This window comes from Neobacillus sp. SRL179 (genome assembly GCF_984799095.1).
The window spans coordinates 3,889,306-3,905,717 of sequence record NZ_OZ481792.1 but is presented as its reverse complement, the minus strand read 5'-3'; the positions used below and the strand labels follow the sequence as shown (position 1 = coordinate 3,905,717).

Below are 16,412 nucleotides of genomic sequence, written 5' to 3'. Positions count from 1 at the left end.
AGAACTCTTTTTACTTATTTGGAAGCATCATTTGTATTTTTCATATTACCTGTATTATTAGGGTTGTTTTTCTTATTTGGATTAATGATATTATCTGTATCAAAATCGTCAGGTGTAAGGCCGTTTTCGTCTTCAACCGCATTAATTTTTGCTCCTTGAGGAGACTTTTGCATCCGCTTAATAACATCATTCACCGCTGAACGAGCGTTCCTGCTTGTCGAATCATAATTCGCAAGGTTTTCAACATCGCGCCTTAATGCTTTATTATCTGTGACATACACATGGAAATACCTAGGGACCACTGACATCGCGGTCTTTTTAACTTGGTCAGCGGTTAAATTCCGATCCTCTGAATCCGTATTATAGGCAATTAAAACTTCTTGATCGGTAACAAGGGTGGACACGTCATGTACATTTGGGATGTTGGTGCTGAATTTACTAATGATATTTGCTGCCTGTTCCCGGTCAAAGGCAGTATAACCATTATTTGCCGTATTATCATTCATCAAAGGACTCTTTTGATGGCGGACAAAACCATAAGTTTTAGTTTCATCCCGAATTTTACGGCCCGCTCCTTCATTGTAGAGTTCATGGCGTTTATTATTGACATTAATGGTGTTGCCGCTCTCTTCATAGACATCCCGATTTGAAGTATCCTTAGAACATCCGCTTAAGGCAGTAATCGTACATAATCCTGCGATGACGAGTAATTTTTTCAATTTAAACACCTCCTTTTATTAGAATAGCCAAAGGGAGGATTTATTTGCTTAGCAATTGATGGGGAATCGGTTATAATGAGTAATAGGTATTTGCTGGTTAAATGAGGTGAAAAGCATGATTGTAATGAACAATACTGTATATGAAATTTTACAGGAATATCGAGACGGCTATAACGAAGAAGCCTTTAAGGCTAGGTATAGCGATATTTTAGCGAGGTATGATTATATTGTTGGCGATTGGGGATATGGTCAGCTTCGCCTAAAGGGATTTTTTGATGATCAAAACCAAAAGGCTACGTTTGATACAAAAATTAGTACACTGAGTGAGTACCTTTATGAATACTGCAATTTTGGCTGTGCCTACTTTGTGTTAAAAAAGGTTAAAAAATGAGAAGGATGTCCAGATAAAGTGTTAGACCGCTAAACCCCATTGCGCTGCTTAATTAATAAGCATAATGGGGTTGAAGTGAGCAGTCAACCTTATCGGACATCCTTTTTTATAAATACTCAAGGCCATACGCCGCTGACTTAGGGCGCTTCCGCTTTTCTTGAATTACCCCTCTGTATAAGGGGGCTGAACATCTGTATCCGGTTCATCATGGGGGGGATGTGCACCCTCCATTTGCCTTGGCAGCCCCTGATGCAGGGATTTAAATTCATAGTTAAAATTACTATAATAACGTTGCCCTTCCTGCCATGGGGTGCTTTTATTTTGTACTGGCTCGTCCATTCGTATAGGAGAACCATAAGGACCCTCAGGAAATTCTTGGGCGGTAAGAAAATTTTGTTGTTTTTCAACTGTTGATAATTCCGTATATTTTTCTGCATCCTTTTTTCCCATGTTTTCACTCCTTTAGCCATTAGTATGGCGAGCAGAAGGAGAATCATGTAAGACGAAAATTAGACGATTTCCGCCAAAAAGGATTGAAGTTCTCTGGCATCTTCCTCATTTAATTGAAAGGCAAACTCCAAATAACCCTCTTCTTCTAAATCATCTGGACCAATGATGGCAAATCGGTTTCCTTGCATGTCAAGAATCAAACTCTTTCCATAATGACGGTTTGTTTGAATAATAGCTAAATCAAAGCGTTGGTTTTCGCCAACAAAACTGACAAATCTTGTCTTGGTATCTTCTGTATCATCGTATAAGTAAAAGCGTTCACTCATGCAATAGTCTCCTTCATGTTCGTAACTGTTTTTTCTATCTTCTCTATAGTATCAAATTCTTGTTGAGGATGGGAGAATAGTTTTCAGAAGAATTCAAACGATAAAATACGAACGACTTTCATTATGGTACAATAGAAAAGAAACTACATAGTAAGTATAACAAGGGGAAGTGGTGCCAGATGTATTTTGTTGACAGAGAAAAAATTGAAGCCATGTTATTATACTTAGAAAAACAACTTGCTCTATTCTTAAGTCAAAAAGAGTGGTCAACACCACTTGGACAAGCAGCGCTAGAGCGCATATGCCAGATGATGATCGAGTCTGTACTAGATGTGGGAAATGCCATGATTGATGGTTTTATCATGCGTGACCCGGGCAGTTATGATGATATAATCGATATTTTAATCGATGAAAAGGTGATTTCTGCTGGGAAGGGTGCACATTTAAAAATTCTGATTCAGCTTCGTAAAAAACTCGTACAGGACTACATAGATATTGACCATCAAGAACTACAGGAACAATTTACAAACTATCAACAGGACTTGGTTGAGTTTGCCAAAGATGTTCGTGACTATCTTGCATATGAATTGGGGCCAGTCTCAGCGTTTAAAAACTAATGTTTAAAGGCCGTTTATACGGTCTCTTTTTCTTTTTGGGAATGATACTACTAGGAGGGATCAGCAGATGAAAAAATATAAAGGCTATTTAATTGATCTAGATGGGACGATGTATAAAGGAACTGAGCGGATTGAGGCTGCTTCTGATTTTGTGAAAAAACTTCAAGAGAATGGCATTCCATATTTATTTGTTACTAATAATTCCTCAAGGACACCCGCACAAGTGGCTGAAAAATTAAACGGCTTTGATATCCCAGCAGAAGAAAAGCTTGTATTTACGACAAGTCAAGCAACTGCTAACTACATTTATGAACAGAAAAAGGATGCTTCGGTTTTTGTGATTGGGGAAGAGGGCCTTCAAACTGCGATTAAAGAAAAAGGATTACCATTTGCGGAAGAGGATGCTGATTTTGTGGTAATTGGGATTGACAGGGCCATAAGTTATGAAAAATTGTCGATTGCTTGTTTGGCGGTACGAAATGGTGCCACCTTTATCTCGACAAATGGTGATGTTGCCATTCCAACAGAGAGAGGGCTGCTGCCAGGGAATGGGTCATTAACCGCAGTCATAACGGTATCTACCCAAACTAACCCCATTTTTATCGGTAAGCCTGAATCAATCATTATGGAACAGGCCTTAAAAGTATTAGGCACCCCCAAGGATGAAACGCTGATGGTTGGCGATTATTATGATACTGATATTTTAGCGGGAATGAATGCGGGAATGGATACATTATTGGTACATACCGGGGTCACAACGAAGGAAATGCTGACTAATTATGACCGAAAGCCAACCTATACGGTAGATACACTGGACCAATGGGAGTTTTAATTGACAGAAAAGGATGGAAGTAATTTTCCATCCTTTTTAGCATGCCTTTTTTATCTTTTTTATTCTTCTTCTTCCTCTTCTGCATGTGCGGCCCGATGTGCCAGTCTGCTTGATGCTGCAGCAGCAATAGCCCCGACAATATCATCTAAGAAGGTATGACATTCACCGGTTGATTTATCATTTAGGTGAGCTAAAATTCCTGGTTTTAACTTATCAATATACCCATAATTCGTAAAACCAATCGATCCGTAGACGTTCACAATGGAAAAAGCTAATATCTCATCTACACCATATAGGCTCTCGTCGGTTCCAATGATGGATTGGAGCGGCTCTTCAAGCAATCCCTTTTCGGCCAGCATATCAAGCTGTATACCCGTTAAAATTGCATTTTGTACCTCTCGCTTTGAAAGGACACGTTCAACGTTGGCCAAACAATCTTCCATTTTTAAGTTTTTATGATACTTTTCCTGTAAAAAGAAAACTAAATCGGCTATGTCTTGAATTTTAACTCCTCGTTCCTGAAGCCATCTGCGTGCAGTATCCTCGGTTAGATCCACTTTTTTGTCGTCGGCCATTTCTTGATCACCTTTTCCTTGAATTTTCACTATATATATACTCTTTTTCCTTATATTATGCAATGATAACACAAAATAAGTACACTAAAATATTATCCTTTCCTGCTTGAATCATTCTATTCCAGCTTTAAAAACAACAAGTTTTTTAAAGCAAAACATATACTTATGGTAAGAATGGGATGGAGACGAGGTGCTGTGATGCTTCAGAAAATGCTGAAGGAACAATATGGAATATCGGTGGATGAATATGTCAAGTTAGATATGTATGAGGCCTTAAGGGGAAATGGCTGGCTTTATTTAATCTCTAATCCAGCGGGTAAAAAAGAAGAGGATCTGACAGAACTTGAAAAAATTGCCGAGCATCTAAGAAATTATGGTGATCAAAATGTCCCGATTTTTTTACCTTCTAAAGAGGGTCATCTTATCACTTCTTGGGAAAAAAATAACTATTGTGTTTTAGCGAATCAACAGATGGAAGAACAGCAGCGAAAAATAAAATTAGGCCGAAAGCTTGCGAGGTTTCATGAGCGGGGACGAAGAGTTCCATTTCAAATCGAAAGATCAAGCCGGATAGGTCAATGGAAATCATTGTGGGAAAAGCGTCTGGAACAAATGGAGAATGTCTGGAATGGTCTTTTATTTCAAACACCTGAAGATGAATTTGAACGAATGTTTATTGATTCCTTTCCCTATTATCTAGGTTTAACGGAGAACGCGATTCAATATTTAGTCGATACTGAGCTAGATGACGAACCGATAGAAACCGACAGCGGGACCGTCTGCCATGAGCGGTTTACAAACAAATCATGGGGGCCTCACAGCCATTATACAATCAAAAATCCATTTGATTGGGTTTTTGATCATCGAAGCCGTGATTTAGCGGAGTGGACGAGGGAGCGGTATTTCCGTAATATCCAGACATATGACGTGGCAGTTAGGCAATTCTTTGAGGAATATCAAAGTATTGCACCATTGTCCACGTTCTCTTGGCGCTTATTATATGCACGGTTGATCTTCCCACTTCACTATTTTGATTGTGTGGAGACGTATTATATCACTCGGTCAGAACAAGAAAAAAAGGTGTTGGAAGAGAGGCTTAGTAAAATAATAAGACAATCAAATGAATATGAACGGTTTTTAGCTAGCTTTTTTCAAATAGCAGGAGCACCCATAAAACCCATGAACATTCCACAGTTGGAATGGCTTTTCTAAGAATTTTGAATACTTATGGGGAAATTTGTCATATTCTTATGGTAAAATAAGAACAAACAATCAAGGATGTGACATAATTAGATGAAGCCCTATATTTATATTACAAGAAAGCTTCCTGATGAAATTGTGGAACCATTGCAGCAGCAATATAATGTTAACATGTGGAAGTATGATGATACCCCAGTCCCTAAAGAGGTGCTGCTTTCAGAGGTTAAGAAAGCGGATGCACTATTATCTGTTCTAGCAGACCCTATCGATGAGAGTATTCTGACGGCAGGAAAGAAATTAAAAGTTGTAGCAAACCTGGCTGTTGGCTTTGATAATATTGATTTACAAGTAGCAAGCAGGGAAGGGATTGCAGTCTGCAATACGCCAGATGTCTTAACCGACACTACAGCAGATTTAACGTTTGGCCTATTAATGGCAACTGCCCGCAGAATTGTCGAAGCTGCTGAATTTGTGAAAGAAGGAAAATGGGTTAGCTGGAGCCCGCTTTTGTTAGCAGGACAGGATATTCATCATAAAACACTTGGTATTGTGGGCATGGGGAATATCGGCGAAACAGTTGCAAAAAGAGCAACTGGCTTTGATATGAATATTCTTTATCATAACCGTTCGAGAAAGCCAAAGGTAGAACAGCAGTTAGGCGCCAACTATGCTGCTTTTGATGAACTGGTAGAAAACTCTGATTTTATTGTCTGCTTAACCCCACTTACACCTGAAACAAAGAACATGTTTACACGTGAAGTATTTAAACGAATGAAGCAATCTGCTATTTTCATCAATGCTTCTAGAGGTCCGGTTGTTGATGAACAGGCATTATATGATGCTCTTGTAACGGGTGAGATTGCTGGAGCAGGTCTTGATGTATTTGCGAAAGAACCAATCAGCCCAGACCATCCGTTAGTATCACTTCCCAATGTAGTTGCACTGCCACATATCGGCAGCTCCAGCATGGAGACGAGAACAACCATGATGAAACTCTGTTTTGAAAACATGGAAAGAGTACTTAAGGGAGAAGAGCCAAAGACATTGGTGAATAAAGATTGGACCCCTCTAGTGAAAGCATAACAAAGATAAAAAAGCGATTGCCATAATTGGCAATCGCTGATTAATTATAGGTAAGCATTTTGTTTAGAAAACTTGTTCAACTTCCACAATACCAGGAACCTCTTCTAAAAGGGCTCTTTCAATACCGGCTTTTAATGTGATCGTTGAGCTTGGGCAGCTGCCGCATGCCCCTAATAAACGAAGCTTTACAATGCCTTCCTCTACATCTACTAATTCACAATCCCCGCCATCGCGAAGAAGAAATGGACGCAATTTATCTAATACTTCTTGAACTTGCTCAAACATTTCTTGTTCTTCCATGTTTATCGACTCCTTTCGTACTTATATTATAATGTCAATGGTGGTAAAAATCCATTCTCAGAAATTAGGAAAATACACAAATTCAAACATTTTTTTAGTTTTTATGGTAGAAATAAAGTAAAATAAATTAAACAATAAAGAGGAATGATTTAATGAATAGTAATGAAGTAGAAATAGTTCTATTTGGTGCCGAAGTATTATGTCCAAGCTGCGTTAACTTGCCGTCTTCCAAAGAAACCTTTGAATGGCTGGAGGCTGCGATTGCTAGAAAATTTCCTGATCAACCCTTTAAGATGACATACGTTGATATTTATGAGCCTGTTGGGGATCACGATAAGGTCGATTTTGCTAGGAAAGTCATCGAAGAGGATTTATTTTACCCGGTAGTAGTGGTTAAAGGGAAAATTGTTGGCGAAGGAAATCCGCGTTTAAAAACAATTTTTTCAGAATTAGAGAAGCTTGGATATAAAGCCTAATAAACAAAAGGATGTCCCTAAATAGCTGGACATCCTTCTTTTTTTCGTAGATAGGAAAGCATAAACTTTCCTATCATGATTAGTAAACAATGCCTCTGTCTTAGCCTAACGGCAAGTTTTCTTTATCAGCCTTTATGCCACTTGTACATCCACAAGACACCTGATTTTAACAGGCGGGCCACTCTTCCGGTAATCGCACGATCAGCCATCATCCCGAAACCATGTTTTTTCCCTAACGAGCCAAGAATTCCTTTTAATTTGATGGCTGGGAATGAAGCAGGAGGCTGTTCACCTTTCCACCGGCTTTTTAGCACTTCTACTATTTGCTCTGCTTGTCCCTCCGCTAATTGGGCGCTGGGAGCATGCGGGAGGCTCGCACAATCGCCAAGAATAAAGATGTGTTCATCATGGGGTAAATGGTGAAGAGGAGTAATGATCAGCCTGCCCATCCGATCTTTTTCACCGTCCATATTACGGACAATCTGATTCGCTTGAATTCCTGCTGTCCAAACGATTACATCACACTCTATCTGCTGATCATGATTAAACAAACGATTCTCTTCCACCTTGGTGATGTTGGAGTTATTGACAATCTCAACATTATTCTTATCAAACCAATTCTCCACATATTTGCTTAATCGTTCTGGGAAGGATGAGAGAATATGGTTGCCGCGGTCAAATAACTTAATGTTAAGGTCTCCTCGGCTTTCACTTAACTCACTTGCTAATTCCACGCCGCTTAAACCTGCGCCGACAATCCCGACAACCGAGCCTGGACCAAGATTATTCAAGACAGAGTAGGTGCGGCGTGCTTTTTCAATGCTTTGGATACTGTAAGTAAATTCCTCGGCGCCAGGGACGTCATGGTACTTGTCTTCACAGCCCAGACCAATAATCAAATCGTCGTACGCAATCGGTTCAGCATCTTTTATAATAATTTGTTGTTCGGTTGTATGAATGTCAATTACTTCCCCGTATTTTACGTTTAAGCGGGGATGGTCAGGAAAGGCCACGCGTATTTCCTTGTCAGAGATGGTTCCTGCCGCTAATGCGTAATACTCCGTTTTTAAACAATGGTACGGGACTCGATCAACAAGTGTAATGGTAACATCTTCAGGTAAATGGTTTGGAAGAATTTCATTTAAAATCTTCATTCCCCCATATCCTCCACCGAGAATGACTAGGTTTTTCATGTTAATTTCCCCTTTAATCATCTAAATTCTTCATAAGCTAATATATAATATTGAAATAATATTCTGCATCTTTACCACATACGAGTATAACTAAAATATGTCTAAATAACAACATTTTTCATGACGTTATTGACATACGCTATCAGAACATGGTAATTGACGAGTTAGGTTAAATAGAGTAGGATATTTAGTTGTGGAGAGGTGAAAACAGTGTTCAAGCCCATCATTGAATTTTGTATTAGCAACTTAGCAAATGGTGCTCAAACGGCCCTTGAAAAATTACAAAAAGATCCTAATTTGGATATTATTGAATATGGGTGTCTTGGGTACTGTGGGAAATGTGCCATGGGTCTATATGCGCTCGTTAATGGAGACGTTGTTACAGGGAACAGTCCTGATGAGCTGGTTGACAATATTTATCAATATTTGGATGAAAATCCGATGTTTTAAAATAGGGAGCATTGATGCTCCTTTTTATATATTTTCATATATTAAATTAGTGGACTTAATCAGTTGAGTCTTTGTTCTTAAGTATTTATACTTAATGAAAAGGATACTGTAAAAGGGGGAGTAAGGATGAGCAAAGAATTAGTTATTTTAACGGAAGCGGCTTCACTGCACATAAAAGAAATGATGAAGCATAATGAAGAAGAAGGTGCTCTTTTACGGGTTAGTGTAAAGGGCGGCGGATGCAGCGGTTTGTCGTATGGGATGGGTTTTGATCATGAAATCCAGGAAGGTGATTTTCAGTTCGAGCAGCATGGAATTCAAGTTCTTGTGGATAAAGAAAGCGCGCCTATATTACAAGGTACAAAAATTGATTATAAAGAGTCAATGATGGGCGGCGGATTTACGATTGATAATCCAAATGCGATTGCATCATGCGGATGCGGATCTTCGTTCCGGACAGCAACGGCTTCAGGTACACCGGAAGAATGTTAATAATACAAGCCTTCTCGATCGTTAACGTTGAAAAACATAACGATCAAGAAGGCTTTTTTATGTTTGTTCTTTCAAACACTATCCATTGCAGTTAAATAAGAAAACTAAATCCCCCAAGCTTCTTTTAATAATCCTATTCCTAAATCAATTTCTTTTTCTGATAAGCCTCCAAAGCCTAGTAAGACCCGAGACCCGCTACAACCTTTGGAATCGTGATAGTACATTGATAATGGGTAGACTTTTACATCAAAATTCAGGGCATTTTTTATTAATTGCTCTTCATCCATCCTATTTTTTACTTCCAAAACTATATGAAGACCAGAATTTTCTCCTATTATTTGTACTTTGTCGCCTAAATAATTTTTAATAGATTCCATTAATGCAGCATGCTTTTTGCGGTAGAGTGTTCTCATTTTATTTAAATGGCTTTGCCAATACCCTTCATTCATAAATCGGTAAAGGGTATCTTGATGAAGTCGTGAAGCAGTCTGCTTATAAACGGTAAAGTGGTCTAGATATTTCTTTAGCAGCATCGGAGGCAAAACCATATAACTAATACGAATAGATGGTATTAAAGATTTGGAAAATGTCCCCAAATAGATTACACGTCCTTGTTGATCTAACCCCTGCAATGAGGGAATTGGCTTGCCTTTATATCGATATTCCCCGTCATAATCATCTTCAATGATATAACCATTCTTTTCTTCTGCCCATTTTAACAGTTCCATTCGGCGTGATATCGGCATTACCATCCCATAAGGGAATTGATGAGATGGAGTCACATAAACAACGCTGGCACTGCTGTTATTAAGTTGCAGGATATTAATCCCTTTTTCATCAAGCGGTATAAAAATCGTATCGGCACCAAAATCTTGTAAAACAGTTCTTGTTCGATGAAATCCAGGATTCTCCATTGCATATGTTTGGCTTTTTCCCATTAATAAACTCAATAATCCTATAAGAACCTGAGTACCTGCCCCAATAATAATTTGATGGGCTGAACATTTCACACCTCTGGAAGCAAATAAATACCTCGAAATCTGTTCTCGAAGTAACCATTCTCCTTGTGGCTTTCCATTAAAGAACAACTCCCCGTGATCTTGATACAAGGAGTGAATGGTTAACTTTCGCCATGTAGCATATGGAAAGGATTCTAAATCAACTTTACCCGAATTAAAATCAACTTTTACACTTTTTTGTTGAGGCTCTCTGATTGACTCCATTTGATTTGGAACTACTTGGCTGGAAAGGATGTCGTCTTCAAATGTTGTTACAAATAGTCCTTTACGAGGTTTACTTTCTAAATAACCTTCCGCACATAACTGGTCGTAGGCTGACTGAATTGTATTTAAACTTAAACTAAGATAATTGGATAAATTCCTTTTTGACGGTAATTTCTCTTTGGGCTTTATTCTTCCTGATAATATCTCTTCTTTTATGTAGCTCGCTAACTGTAAATACAATGGTTTATCACTTTTATCATTCAAAACAGGTGTTATTTCAATCATATTTTTCCCCCAGACGGTTTCTGGAACCATTAAAATTATCAAATCTGGCACTTTTGATTATACCAGATTGTGATTAAATAGTGGTTAAAGGAACCTTAGAAGGAGATGGGGATAAATGGCAAGTAAAATAATAAAGGAATTGAAAAATCAGCAGGAGTGGAAAGAAGCATTTTCAGTGATGAAACAACTGCGGACTCATTTAGATGCGGCTGGTTTTCTTGAATTAGTTGAGGAAGCAGTGGAAAAGGAAGGTTATAAATTAGCAGCCTTATATGAAAATGAAAAAATTGTTGCTGTAACAGGATTTATGCCAATGATTACATTATATAATGGAAAGTTCATTTGGATCTGCGATTTAGTTACTGATTCAGAAAATCGTTCGAAAGGTTATGGCAAGTCACTTTTAATTTATGTTCATCAATGGGCAAAGGAAAACGGCTATAGTATCGTCTCACTCTCATCAGGATTACAGCGGGTAAATGCTCATCGTTTTTATGAAGATAAGATGGAATATGATAAAGTTAGCTATGTTTTTTTGAAGCAAATTTGAAATCAGCAAAAGGCGCCCACAAGGACGCCTTTACTACTTTTTTACTTATTAAACATAGAAGAACTATGAAGCGGTTGTACTTTTGCTTTTGGATCAATGTAGGATTTGGCATTATTAACGGCAGTTGGTGCTTCACCAAATCCGCAGGCAATTAATTTAACTTTTCCATCGTAAGAACAAATGTCCCCGGCCGCATAAATTCCAGGTGTATTCGTTTCCATCTTTGAATTCACAACAATCGCGTTCTTTTCAATTTCAAGGCCCCATTCTTTAATTGGACCAAGCGAAGAAACAAATCCGTAATTACAAATCACAGCATCAACGTCAAGTGTTTCTGTTTCATCCCCGTTTGCTGCTTTTAACACAACCTGCTTAATCCCGTCCTCATCGCCGATTAATTCAGCAGGAACAAATGGAGTTTTGACATCCACCTTTGAATTATAGAGATTCTCAACACTATGTTCATGGGCACGGAATTTATCCCGGCGGTGAACAATTGTCACTTTTTCAGCAATGGGTTCAAGCATTAAAGCCCAGTCAACTGCAGAATCCCCGCCTCCAAAGACCACAACCTTTTGACCAGCGAATTGGTTTAAATCTTCTATAAAATAATAAAGGTTTTTCTTCTCATATTGTGCGGCACTTTCAAGCTCTAACCGACGAGGTTGGAAGGCCCCGTTTCCTGCAGTAATAATGATCGTCTTAGAATAATGTACTTCATTATTGGTTGTTAATTTGAAAATTCCATCCTCTTGCTTTTCTAACTTTTCAACAGATTGCTCCAGAACTACTGTTGGTTCGAATTTAGCCATCTGTTCTTTTAGATTATTTATCAATTCTTGTGCGCGGATTTTTGGAAAACCAGCAACATCATAAATATACTTTTCTGGATATAGGGCTGACAATTGACCGCCAAGCTGCGGCAAGCTCTCTATAATTTTTACTGAGGCTTGTCTCATTCCCCCGTAAAAGGCCGTAAATAGACCGGTAGGACCGCCACCGATGATCGTAATGTCATAAACTTTTTGATTTTCTTGCACTCCGTATCCCCCCAACTAGTAGTAACAAACTCCACTCATTATAATATCATAAAACCAAAAATCCTCACACCTTAAGGTCAAATATTCACATGAGGTTTCAATTTTATACACCTATAAAATTGAAACCGTTTTAGTAAATTTTTTCAAGTAAATCCCTTGATAATAGTGAGAAAGTAGCATAAGATGGATTGTGGATATATTGTTAATATTTTGTGACAAACTAAGTACATTTTTGTGAATGACTAGAATTTTCTAAATTCCTATGTACTTACGGTTACATCTTTTTCTTTGTTCTTATCTGTGAATAATATCACAATCAATTTTTTGATATTTAAATAAAAATAGTCTAAGCAGTGGAAGATAAGGGAAAAGAGAAAAAAAAACTATAAAGGTGGAAGTGATCACTTTGAGAAAACCTAAAGTTGTTATTCTCGGTGCAGGTTATGGCGGACTTCTTACAACAGTTCGTTTGCAAAAATTAATTGGAGTAAATGAAGCGGATATAATCCTAGTAAATAAAAATGATTACCATTATGAAACAACATGGTTACATGAGGCTTCTGCAGGTACTCTTCATCATGACAAGGTTCGCTATGATATTCGTGATGTAATTGATCGCAGTAAGGTTGACTTTGTTCAAGATTCTGTAGTTGAAATAAATAAAGAAGAAAAGAAAGTCATATTAGAAAAAGGCGAAGTCAACTATGACTACCTTGTGATTGCCCTTGGCGGTGAACCAGAAACATTTGGTATTAAAGGATTAAACGAATATGCATTTGGAATTACAAATGTAAATTCCTCTCGTCAATTGCGTGAGCATATTGAATATCAATTTGCTACGTATAATATGGAAGAAGAGAAGAATGACAATCGCTTATCGATTATTGTTGGCGGTGCTGGATTTACGGGTATTGAATTCCTAGGGGAATTAACAAACCGTATTCCTAAATTATGCCAAGAGTACGATGTGGATTTCCATAAAGTAAAAATTATTTGTGTAGAAGCAGCCCCTACGGTATTGCCTGGTTTTGATCCAGAATTAGTAAATTATGCTGTTTCAGTCCTTGAACGGAGAGGCGTAGAATTTTTAATTGGTACTGCCATTAAGGAAGCTACACCAGACGGGATTTTTGTAGCCAAGGGCGATGCAGAACCATATGAAATTAAGGCTGGCACTGTTGTGTGGGCAGCTGGGGTACGCGGTAATGCAGTCATTGAAAAATCCGGCTTTGAAGCAATGAGAGGCCGTGTGAAGGTACAACCAGATTTACGTGTACCTGGTTTTGACGATGTCTTTATTATTGGCGACAGCTCACTTGTCATAAATGAAGAAATCAATCGTCCATATCCTCCAACTGCGCAAATTGCCATGCAGCAAGGTGAGGTCGTGGCTAAAAATATTGCCGCATTAATCCGTAATAAAATGGACCTCGAAACCTTTACATTTGATAATAAAGGAACGGTTTGCTCACTTGGTGAAGATGACGCAATTGGTGTTGTTTTTGGTAAGAAAATCACCGGTGGTAAAGCAGCCTTTATGAAAAAAGTCGTCGATAATCGTGCTCTTTTCATGATTGGCGGCGTAAGTATGGTATTGAAAAAGGGTAAATTTAACTTATTTTAATAAATAAGTGATTTTATCTAACGAAATTATATTATTTTTTAAAGTGGGACAGAGAGATCTGTCCCTTTTTGTTATTATGGAATAAACAGAGGGGGCAGAGAGATGAGCAGTCGGGAGAAAAGAGGAAAGGTTTGGCTGGCGGTTTCAGGTTTAGTCAAGTCCAGTGATGGTCAATGGCTGGTAGTAAAGAAAAGATATGGCGGTTTAATGGGGAAATGGTCCTTGCCTGCAGGATTTGTAGACGAAGGAGAAACAGCTGATGAAGCGGTAATTAGAGAGGTCAAAGAGGAAACAGGTATTGATTGTAAGGTCTTAGGTCTGGTTGGGTTAAGAACAGGGGTAATAACAGAAGAAATTAGCGATAATTTACTCGTTTTCTTACTTGAACCGATTGGGGAAAAAACGGTCGTTCATCAGGAAAAGGAGCTTTACCAGGCTTGTTTTATGGCACCCGAAGAATTGATTCACGAAAAGGATGCATCAGTACTATTACAATATATACTCTCTCAACAGTTCTTATCAATTAAGCCAGGAAATGATCAAATTGACCCGGGAAAGCAATTTGGCTATACAGCATATAAATTATTTTTCTAATTATTCAAAATATTAAGTAACATGTTGGATTTGAAAGAAAACTATGCATGTATCCGCTTTCTTTAACCGATTTTCAATAATCTAGCCCTTTTCTTTTAATAGAATTTTTGATATATTATCAGAAAATTAAGTTAATTAGAAAAGGGGCTGATCGAGTTGACGGTAAAAAGCGATGTTAAAAATTGTGATTATTGTTCGGGACAAGGATATTTTCAATTAGTTTTAGGCGGCTCAGAAACATGTGCTTGCTGTGGCGGAACCGGCAAGAAAAAAGAATAATGGTAAAATAGGATTGCCTCTACGATTCGTTCGAGAGGCCATCTTTATGCCTCCTGAAAAAGCAAAAATGAAAATTAATTTGTTTCTATTGACTCCCTTTTCGACATTCAGTACACTAAATGTTGATGTATAAAGGGGGAATCTCTGGTGCAGATGAGCATTGTTGTCTTAATCATCTCGATTGTGCTATTTTTTGTCTTATTTTTTGGAATAGGATTTATTTTAAATATGCTCCTAAGAATGTCCTGGGTGATGGCAATTATCTACCCTCTAGTGGCAATTTTGATTGTAGATAAAGTGGAATTTAGTGATTACTTTACAAATACTAGCATGGCCTTTCAGAAACTGTGGTCACGGTTTGGCACTCTTGCAACGGCAGATATCCTAATTTTAATTAGCGGTTTATTAGGGGCGATTGCAGCGGGCTTGACTATTAAGCAATTACGAAAACATGGATATCAAATGTTTTAAGACTTTTGCCTAAGGTAAAAGTCTTTTTTTATGTTTTTTCTAACCTCCTTTTGTATATTTCCCTTCACTTTGGGAATGAATATTTTGGGAGGAGTGAAAAATTCAATGAATAAAATGAAAAATTGGATAAGGCGCTTTTTTATGACAGGATTGTTCCTTCTAGCATTAGGCGCGACCTTCCAATCGATATCTGGTGTAAAGGCTACATCACTGATTAATCAGTTTGTATCAACGATGTCAGTTAATGATCCTGTTTCTGGGACAACACCTCCATTATTAGAAGATGCCTTTGACTGGTCCAAGTACCCTAAACATACAGTTACCGCAACTGGCTATACGGCAGGAATTGAATCGACAGGAAAAAGCCAAGGTCATCCTGAATATGGGATTACTTACTCAGGAGTAAAAGTAAAGCGCGATTTATTTTCCACAGTGGCAGCAGATCTAAACGTCTTTCCGATTGGGACCATTCTGTTTATCCCTGGATATGGATACGGTGTTGTAGCAGATAAGGGTGGAGCTATTAAAGGAAATGAATTAGATCTTTATTATGAAACCGTTGCGGATGTTTATAATAAGTGGGGTAAAAAGAAGGTTGAAGTGTACATCGTTCAAAAAGGAAATGGGACGCTTACTGAGGAGCAATTGCAAACCTTGAATGAAGATAAAGCACTGCAGGTTTTTCGTCAGCAGTATATTAGTTCAGAAAAAAGATAACCCAATAACTGGTGAGATTGCGCAGGCCTTGTGCCTGCTTTTTACATTTAGTTACAAAACACTACCTTCTCATGATACGATCAATGTATAAAAAGATGTGAGGGGGAGCCATTTTATGAATGAGTACCCAATCGAATACTATGAGTTTTTTGTTAGTTTCAATGAAGGTGATTATTACACGTGCCACGATCTTCTAGAAGAAATGTGGATGACCGATAAGGATAATCTTTTCTTAAAGGGTTTGCTGCAGATGAGTGTGGCGATTTATCATTATGAATATGGGAATGTTAAAGGAGCAAGAATCATGATGAAGACGGCCTATGATTATTTGCAAACCTATCGTCCTAAGTTCTGGGGTCTTGACCTAGAAAGGGTCTACCCCTTTATTGAAACTTGTTTAGTTATTTTTCCAGACGAAATAGACCGTGTTCCATTTGAACAAGTGAAGGACCTGCCTAAACTGCCTCAACTTTTATTGTATCTAGAAGATGATTAGATTCTCGAAATAAATACTTCTTTTCGATA

General features: G+C 38.1%; 23 protein-coding genes. 15 read left to right on the top strand and 8 right to left on the bottom strand.

What is annotated here, in order from left to right; translation table 11 throughout:
- Positions 1-14 precede the first annotated feature (14 nt).
- Positions 15-719: a YhcN/YlaJ family sporulation lipoprotein gene (locus AC4E8C_RS19450; protein ID WP_490208277.1), complete on the bottom strand. Its 705-nt coding sequence runs from the start codon at positions 717-719 to the stop codon at positions 15-17.
- Between the two features lie 115 nt (positions 720-834).
- On the opposite strand from AC4E8C_RS19450, the gene AC4E8C_RS19445 reads away from it, so the two are divergent.
- Positions 835-1,110: a YutD family protein gene (locus tag AC4E8C_RS19445; protein WP_490208276.1), complete on the top strand. Its 276-nt coding sequence runs from the start codon at positions 835-837 to the stop codon at positions 1,108-1,110.
- 162 nt (positions 1,111-1,272) lie between these two features.
- Here AC4E8C_RS19445 and AC4E8C_RS19440 read toward each other — a convergent pair whose 3' ends face one another.
- Entirely contained in the window at positions 1,273-1,560 is a 288-nt protein-coding gene (locus AC4E8C_RS19440) for a cytosolic protein (RefSeq protein ID WP_490208275.1), read from the bottom strand.
- 59 nt (positions 1,561-1,619) lie between these two features.
- The gene (locus AC4E8C_RS19435) at positions 1,620-1,886 is read right to left on the bottom strand and encodes a DUF3055 domain-containing protein (protein WP_490208274.1); all 267 of its coding nucleotides are present in this window, start codon (positions 1,884-1,886) and stop codon (positions 1,620-1,622) included.
- A gap of 179 nt (positions 1,887-2,065) precedes the next feature.
- Between AC4E8C_RS19435 and AC4E8C_RS19430 the strand changes: the two genes are divergently transcribed.
- Positions 2,066-2,503, top strand: a complete 438-nt coding sequence (locus AC4E8C_RS19430) for a DUF86 domain-containing protein (protein WP_490208273.1) — start codon at positions 2,066-2,068, stop codon at positions 2,501-2,503.
- Positions 2,504-2,570: 67 nt separating this feature from the next.
- Positions 2,571-3,335 (top strand): TIGR01457 family HAD-type hydrolase, encoded by a 765-nt coding sequence (locus AC4E8C_RS19425; protein WP_490208272.1) that lies wholly within the window; start codon positions 2,571-2,573, stop codon positions 3,333-3,335.
- 59 nt (positions 3,336-3,394) lie between these two features.
- Here AC4E8C_RS19425 and AC4E8C_RS19420 read toward each other — a convergent pair whose 3' ends face one another.
- Positions 3,395-3,910 carry a phosphatidylglycerophosphatase A family protein gene (locus AC4E8C_RS19420; RefSeq protein ID WP_490212617.1) on the bottom strand — a complete coding sequence of 172 codons (516 nt, stop codon included), beginning with the start codon at positions 3,908-3,910 and terminating at the stop codon, positions 3,395-3,397.
- Positions 3,911-4,108: 198 nt separating this feature from the next.
- Between AC4E8C_RS19420 and yutH the strand changes: the two genes are divergently transcribed.
- Complete coding sequence (gene yutH / locus AC4E8C_RS19415) at positions 4,109-5,122, top strand: spore coat putative kinase YutH (protein WP_490212616.1); 1,014 nt, start codon at positions 4,109-4,111, stop codon at positions 5,120-5,122.
- A gap of 81 nt (positions 5,123-5,203) precedes the next feature.
- Positions 5,204-6,193: a 2-hydroxyacid dehydrogenase gene (locus tag AC4E8C_RS19410; RefSeq protein WP_490208271.1), complete on the top strand. Its 990-nt coding sequence runs from the start codon at positions 5,204-5,206 to the stop codon at positions 6,191-6,193.
- Positions 6,194-6,256: 63 nt separating this feature from the next.
- Here AC4E8C_RS19410 and AC4E8C_RS19405 read toward each other — a convergent pair whose 3' ends face one another.
- Entirely contained in the window at positions 6,257-6,493 is a 237-nt protein-coding gene (locus tag AC4E8C_RS19405) for a NifU family protein (RefSeq protein WP_488328222.1), read from the bottom strand.
- Between the two features lie 152 nt (positions 6,494-6,645).
- On the opposite strand from AC4E8C_RS19405, the gene AC4E8C_RS19400 reads away from it, so the two are divergent.
- On the top strand, positions 6,646-6,969 hold the full coding sequence (locus tag AC4E8C_RS19400) for a YuzD family protein (protein WP_490208270.1): 324 nt from the start codon (positions 6,646-6,648) through the stop codon (positions 6,967-6,969).
- Between the two features lie 125 nt (positions 6,970-7,094).
- On the opposite strand, the gene AC4E8C_RS19395 is transcribed toward AC4E8C_RS19400, so the two are convergent.
- Positions 7,095-8,162 (bottom strand): NAD(P)/FAD-dependent oxidoreductase, encoded by a 1,068-nt coding sequence (locus AC4E8C_RS19395; protein WP_490208269.1) that lies wholly within the window; start codon positions 8,160-8,162, stop codon positions 7,095-7,097.
- A gap of 210 nt (positions 8,163-8,372) precedes the next feature.
- Between AC4E8C_RS19395 and AC4E8C_RS19390 the strand changes: the two genes are divergently transcribed.
- The gene (locus tag AC4E8C_RS19390) at positions 8,373-8,612 is read left to right on the top strand and encodes a YuzB family protein (RefSeq protein ID WP_490208268.1); all 240 of its coding nucleotides are present in this window, start codon (positions 8,373-8,375) and stop codon (positions 8,610-8,612) included.
- A gap of 126 nt (positions 8,613-8,738) precedes the next feature.
- Complete coding sequence (locus AC4E8C_RS19385) at positions 8,739-9,104, top strand: HesB/IscA family protein (RefSeq protein ID WP_490208267.1); 366 nt, start codon at positions 8,739-8,741, stop codon at positions 9,102-9,104.
- Positions 9,105-9,208: 104 nt separating this feature from the next.
- Here AC4E8C_RS19385 and pdxR read toward each other — a convergent pair whose 3' ends face one another.
- On the bottom strand, positions 9,209-10,612 hold the full coding sequence (gene pdxR / locus AC4E8C_RS19380) for a MocR-like pyridoxine biosynthesis transcription factor PdxR (RefSeq protein WP_490208266.1): 1,404 nt from the start codon (positions 10,610-10,612) through the stop codon (positions 9,209-9,211).
- A gap of 115 nt (positions 10,613-10,727) precedes the next feature.
- Between pdxR and AC4E8C_RS19375 the strand changes: the two genes are divergently transcribed.
- The gene (locus tag AC4E8C_RS19375) at positions 10,728-11,162 is read left to right on the top strand and encodes a GNAT family N-acetyltransferase (RefSeq protein WP_490208265.1); all 435 of its coding nucleotides are present in this window, start codon (positions 10,728-10,730) and stop codon (positions 11,160-11,162) included.
- A 41-nt stretch (positions 11,163-11,203) separates the two neighbouring features.
- Here the strand turns inward: AC4E8C_RS19375 and AC4E8C_RS19370 are convergent, their stop codons facing one another.
- Positions 11,204-12,202: an NAD(P)/FAD-dependent oxidoreductase gene (locus AC4E8C_RS19370; protein ID WP_490208264.1), complete on the bottom strand. Its 999-nt coding sequence runs from the start codon at positions 12,200-12,202 to the stop codon at positions 11,204-11,206.
- Between the two features lie 397 nt (positions 12,203-12,599).
- Between AC4E8C_RS19370 and AC4E8C_RS19365 the strand changes: the two genes are divergently transcribed.
- From AC4E8C_RS19365 to AC4E8C_RS19340, 6 genes are all read left to right on the top strand, one after another.
- A complete protein-coding gene (locus AC4E8C_RS19365) occupies positions 12,600-13,826 on the top strand; it encodes an NAD(P)/FAD-dependent oxidoreductase (protein ID WP_490208263.1) in 1,227 nt (408 codons plus the stop codon).
- Positions 13,827-13,928: 102 nt separating this feature from the next.
- The gene (locus AC4E8C_RS19360; RefSeq protein ID WP_490208262.1) at positions 13,929-14,420 is read left to right on the top strand and encodes an NUDIX domain-containing protein; all 492 of its coding nucleotides are present in this window, start codon (positions 13,929-13,931) and stop codon (positions 14,418-14,420) included.
- Positions 14,421-14,570: 150 nt separating this feature from the next.
- Positions 14,571-14,699, top strand: coding sequence for a YuiA family protein (locus tag AC4E8C_RS19355; protein ID WP_490212615.1), 129 nt, complete (start codon positions 14,571-14,573; stop codon positions 14,697-14,699).
- Between the two features lie 147 nt (positions 14,700-14,846).
- Positions 14,847-15,170 (top strand): YuiB family protein, encoded by a 324-nt coding sequence (locus tag AC4E8C_RS19350; protein ID WP_490208261.1) that lies wholly within the window; start codon positions 14,847-14,849, stop codon positions 15,168-15,170.
- Between the two features lie 105 nt (positions 15,171-15,275).
- Positions 15,276-15,887: a 3D domain-containing protein gene (locus tag AC4E8C_RS19345; RefSeq protein WP_490208260.1), complete on the top strand. Its 612-nt coding sequence runs from the start codon at positions 15,276-15,278 to the stop codon at positions 15,885-15,887.
- Positions 15,888-16,002: 115 nt separating this feature from the next.
- Entirely contained in the window at positions 16,003-16,383 is a 381-nt protein-coding gene (locus AC4E8C_RS19340; RefSeq protein WP_490208259.1) for a DUF309 domain-containing protein, read from the top strand.
- Positions 16,384-16,412 lie beyond the last annotated feature (29 nt).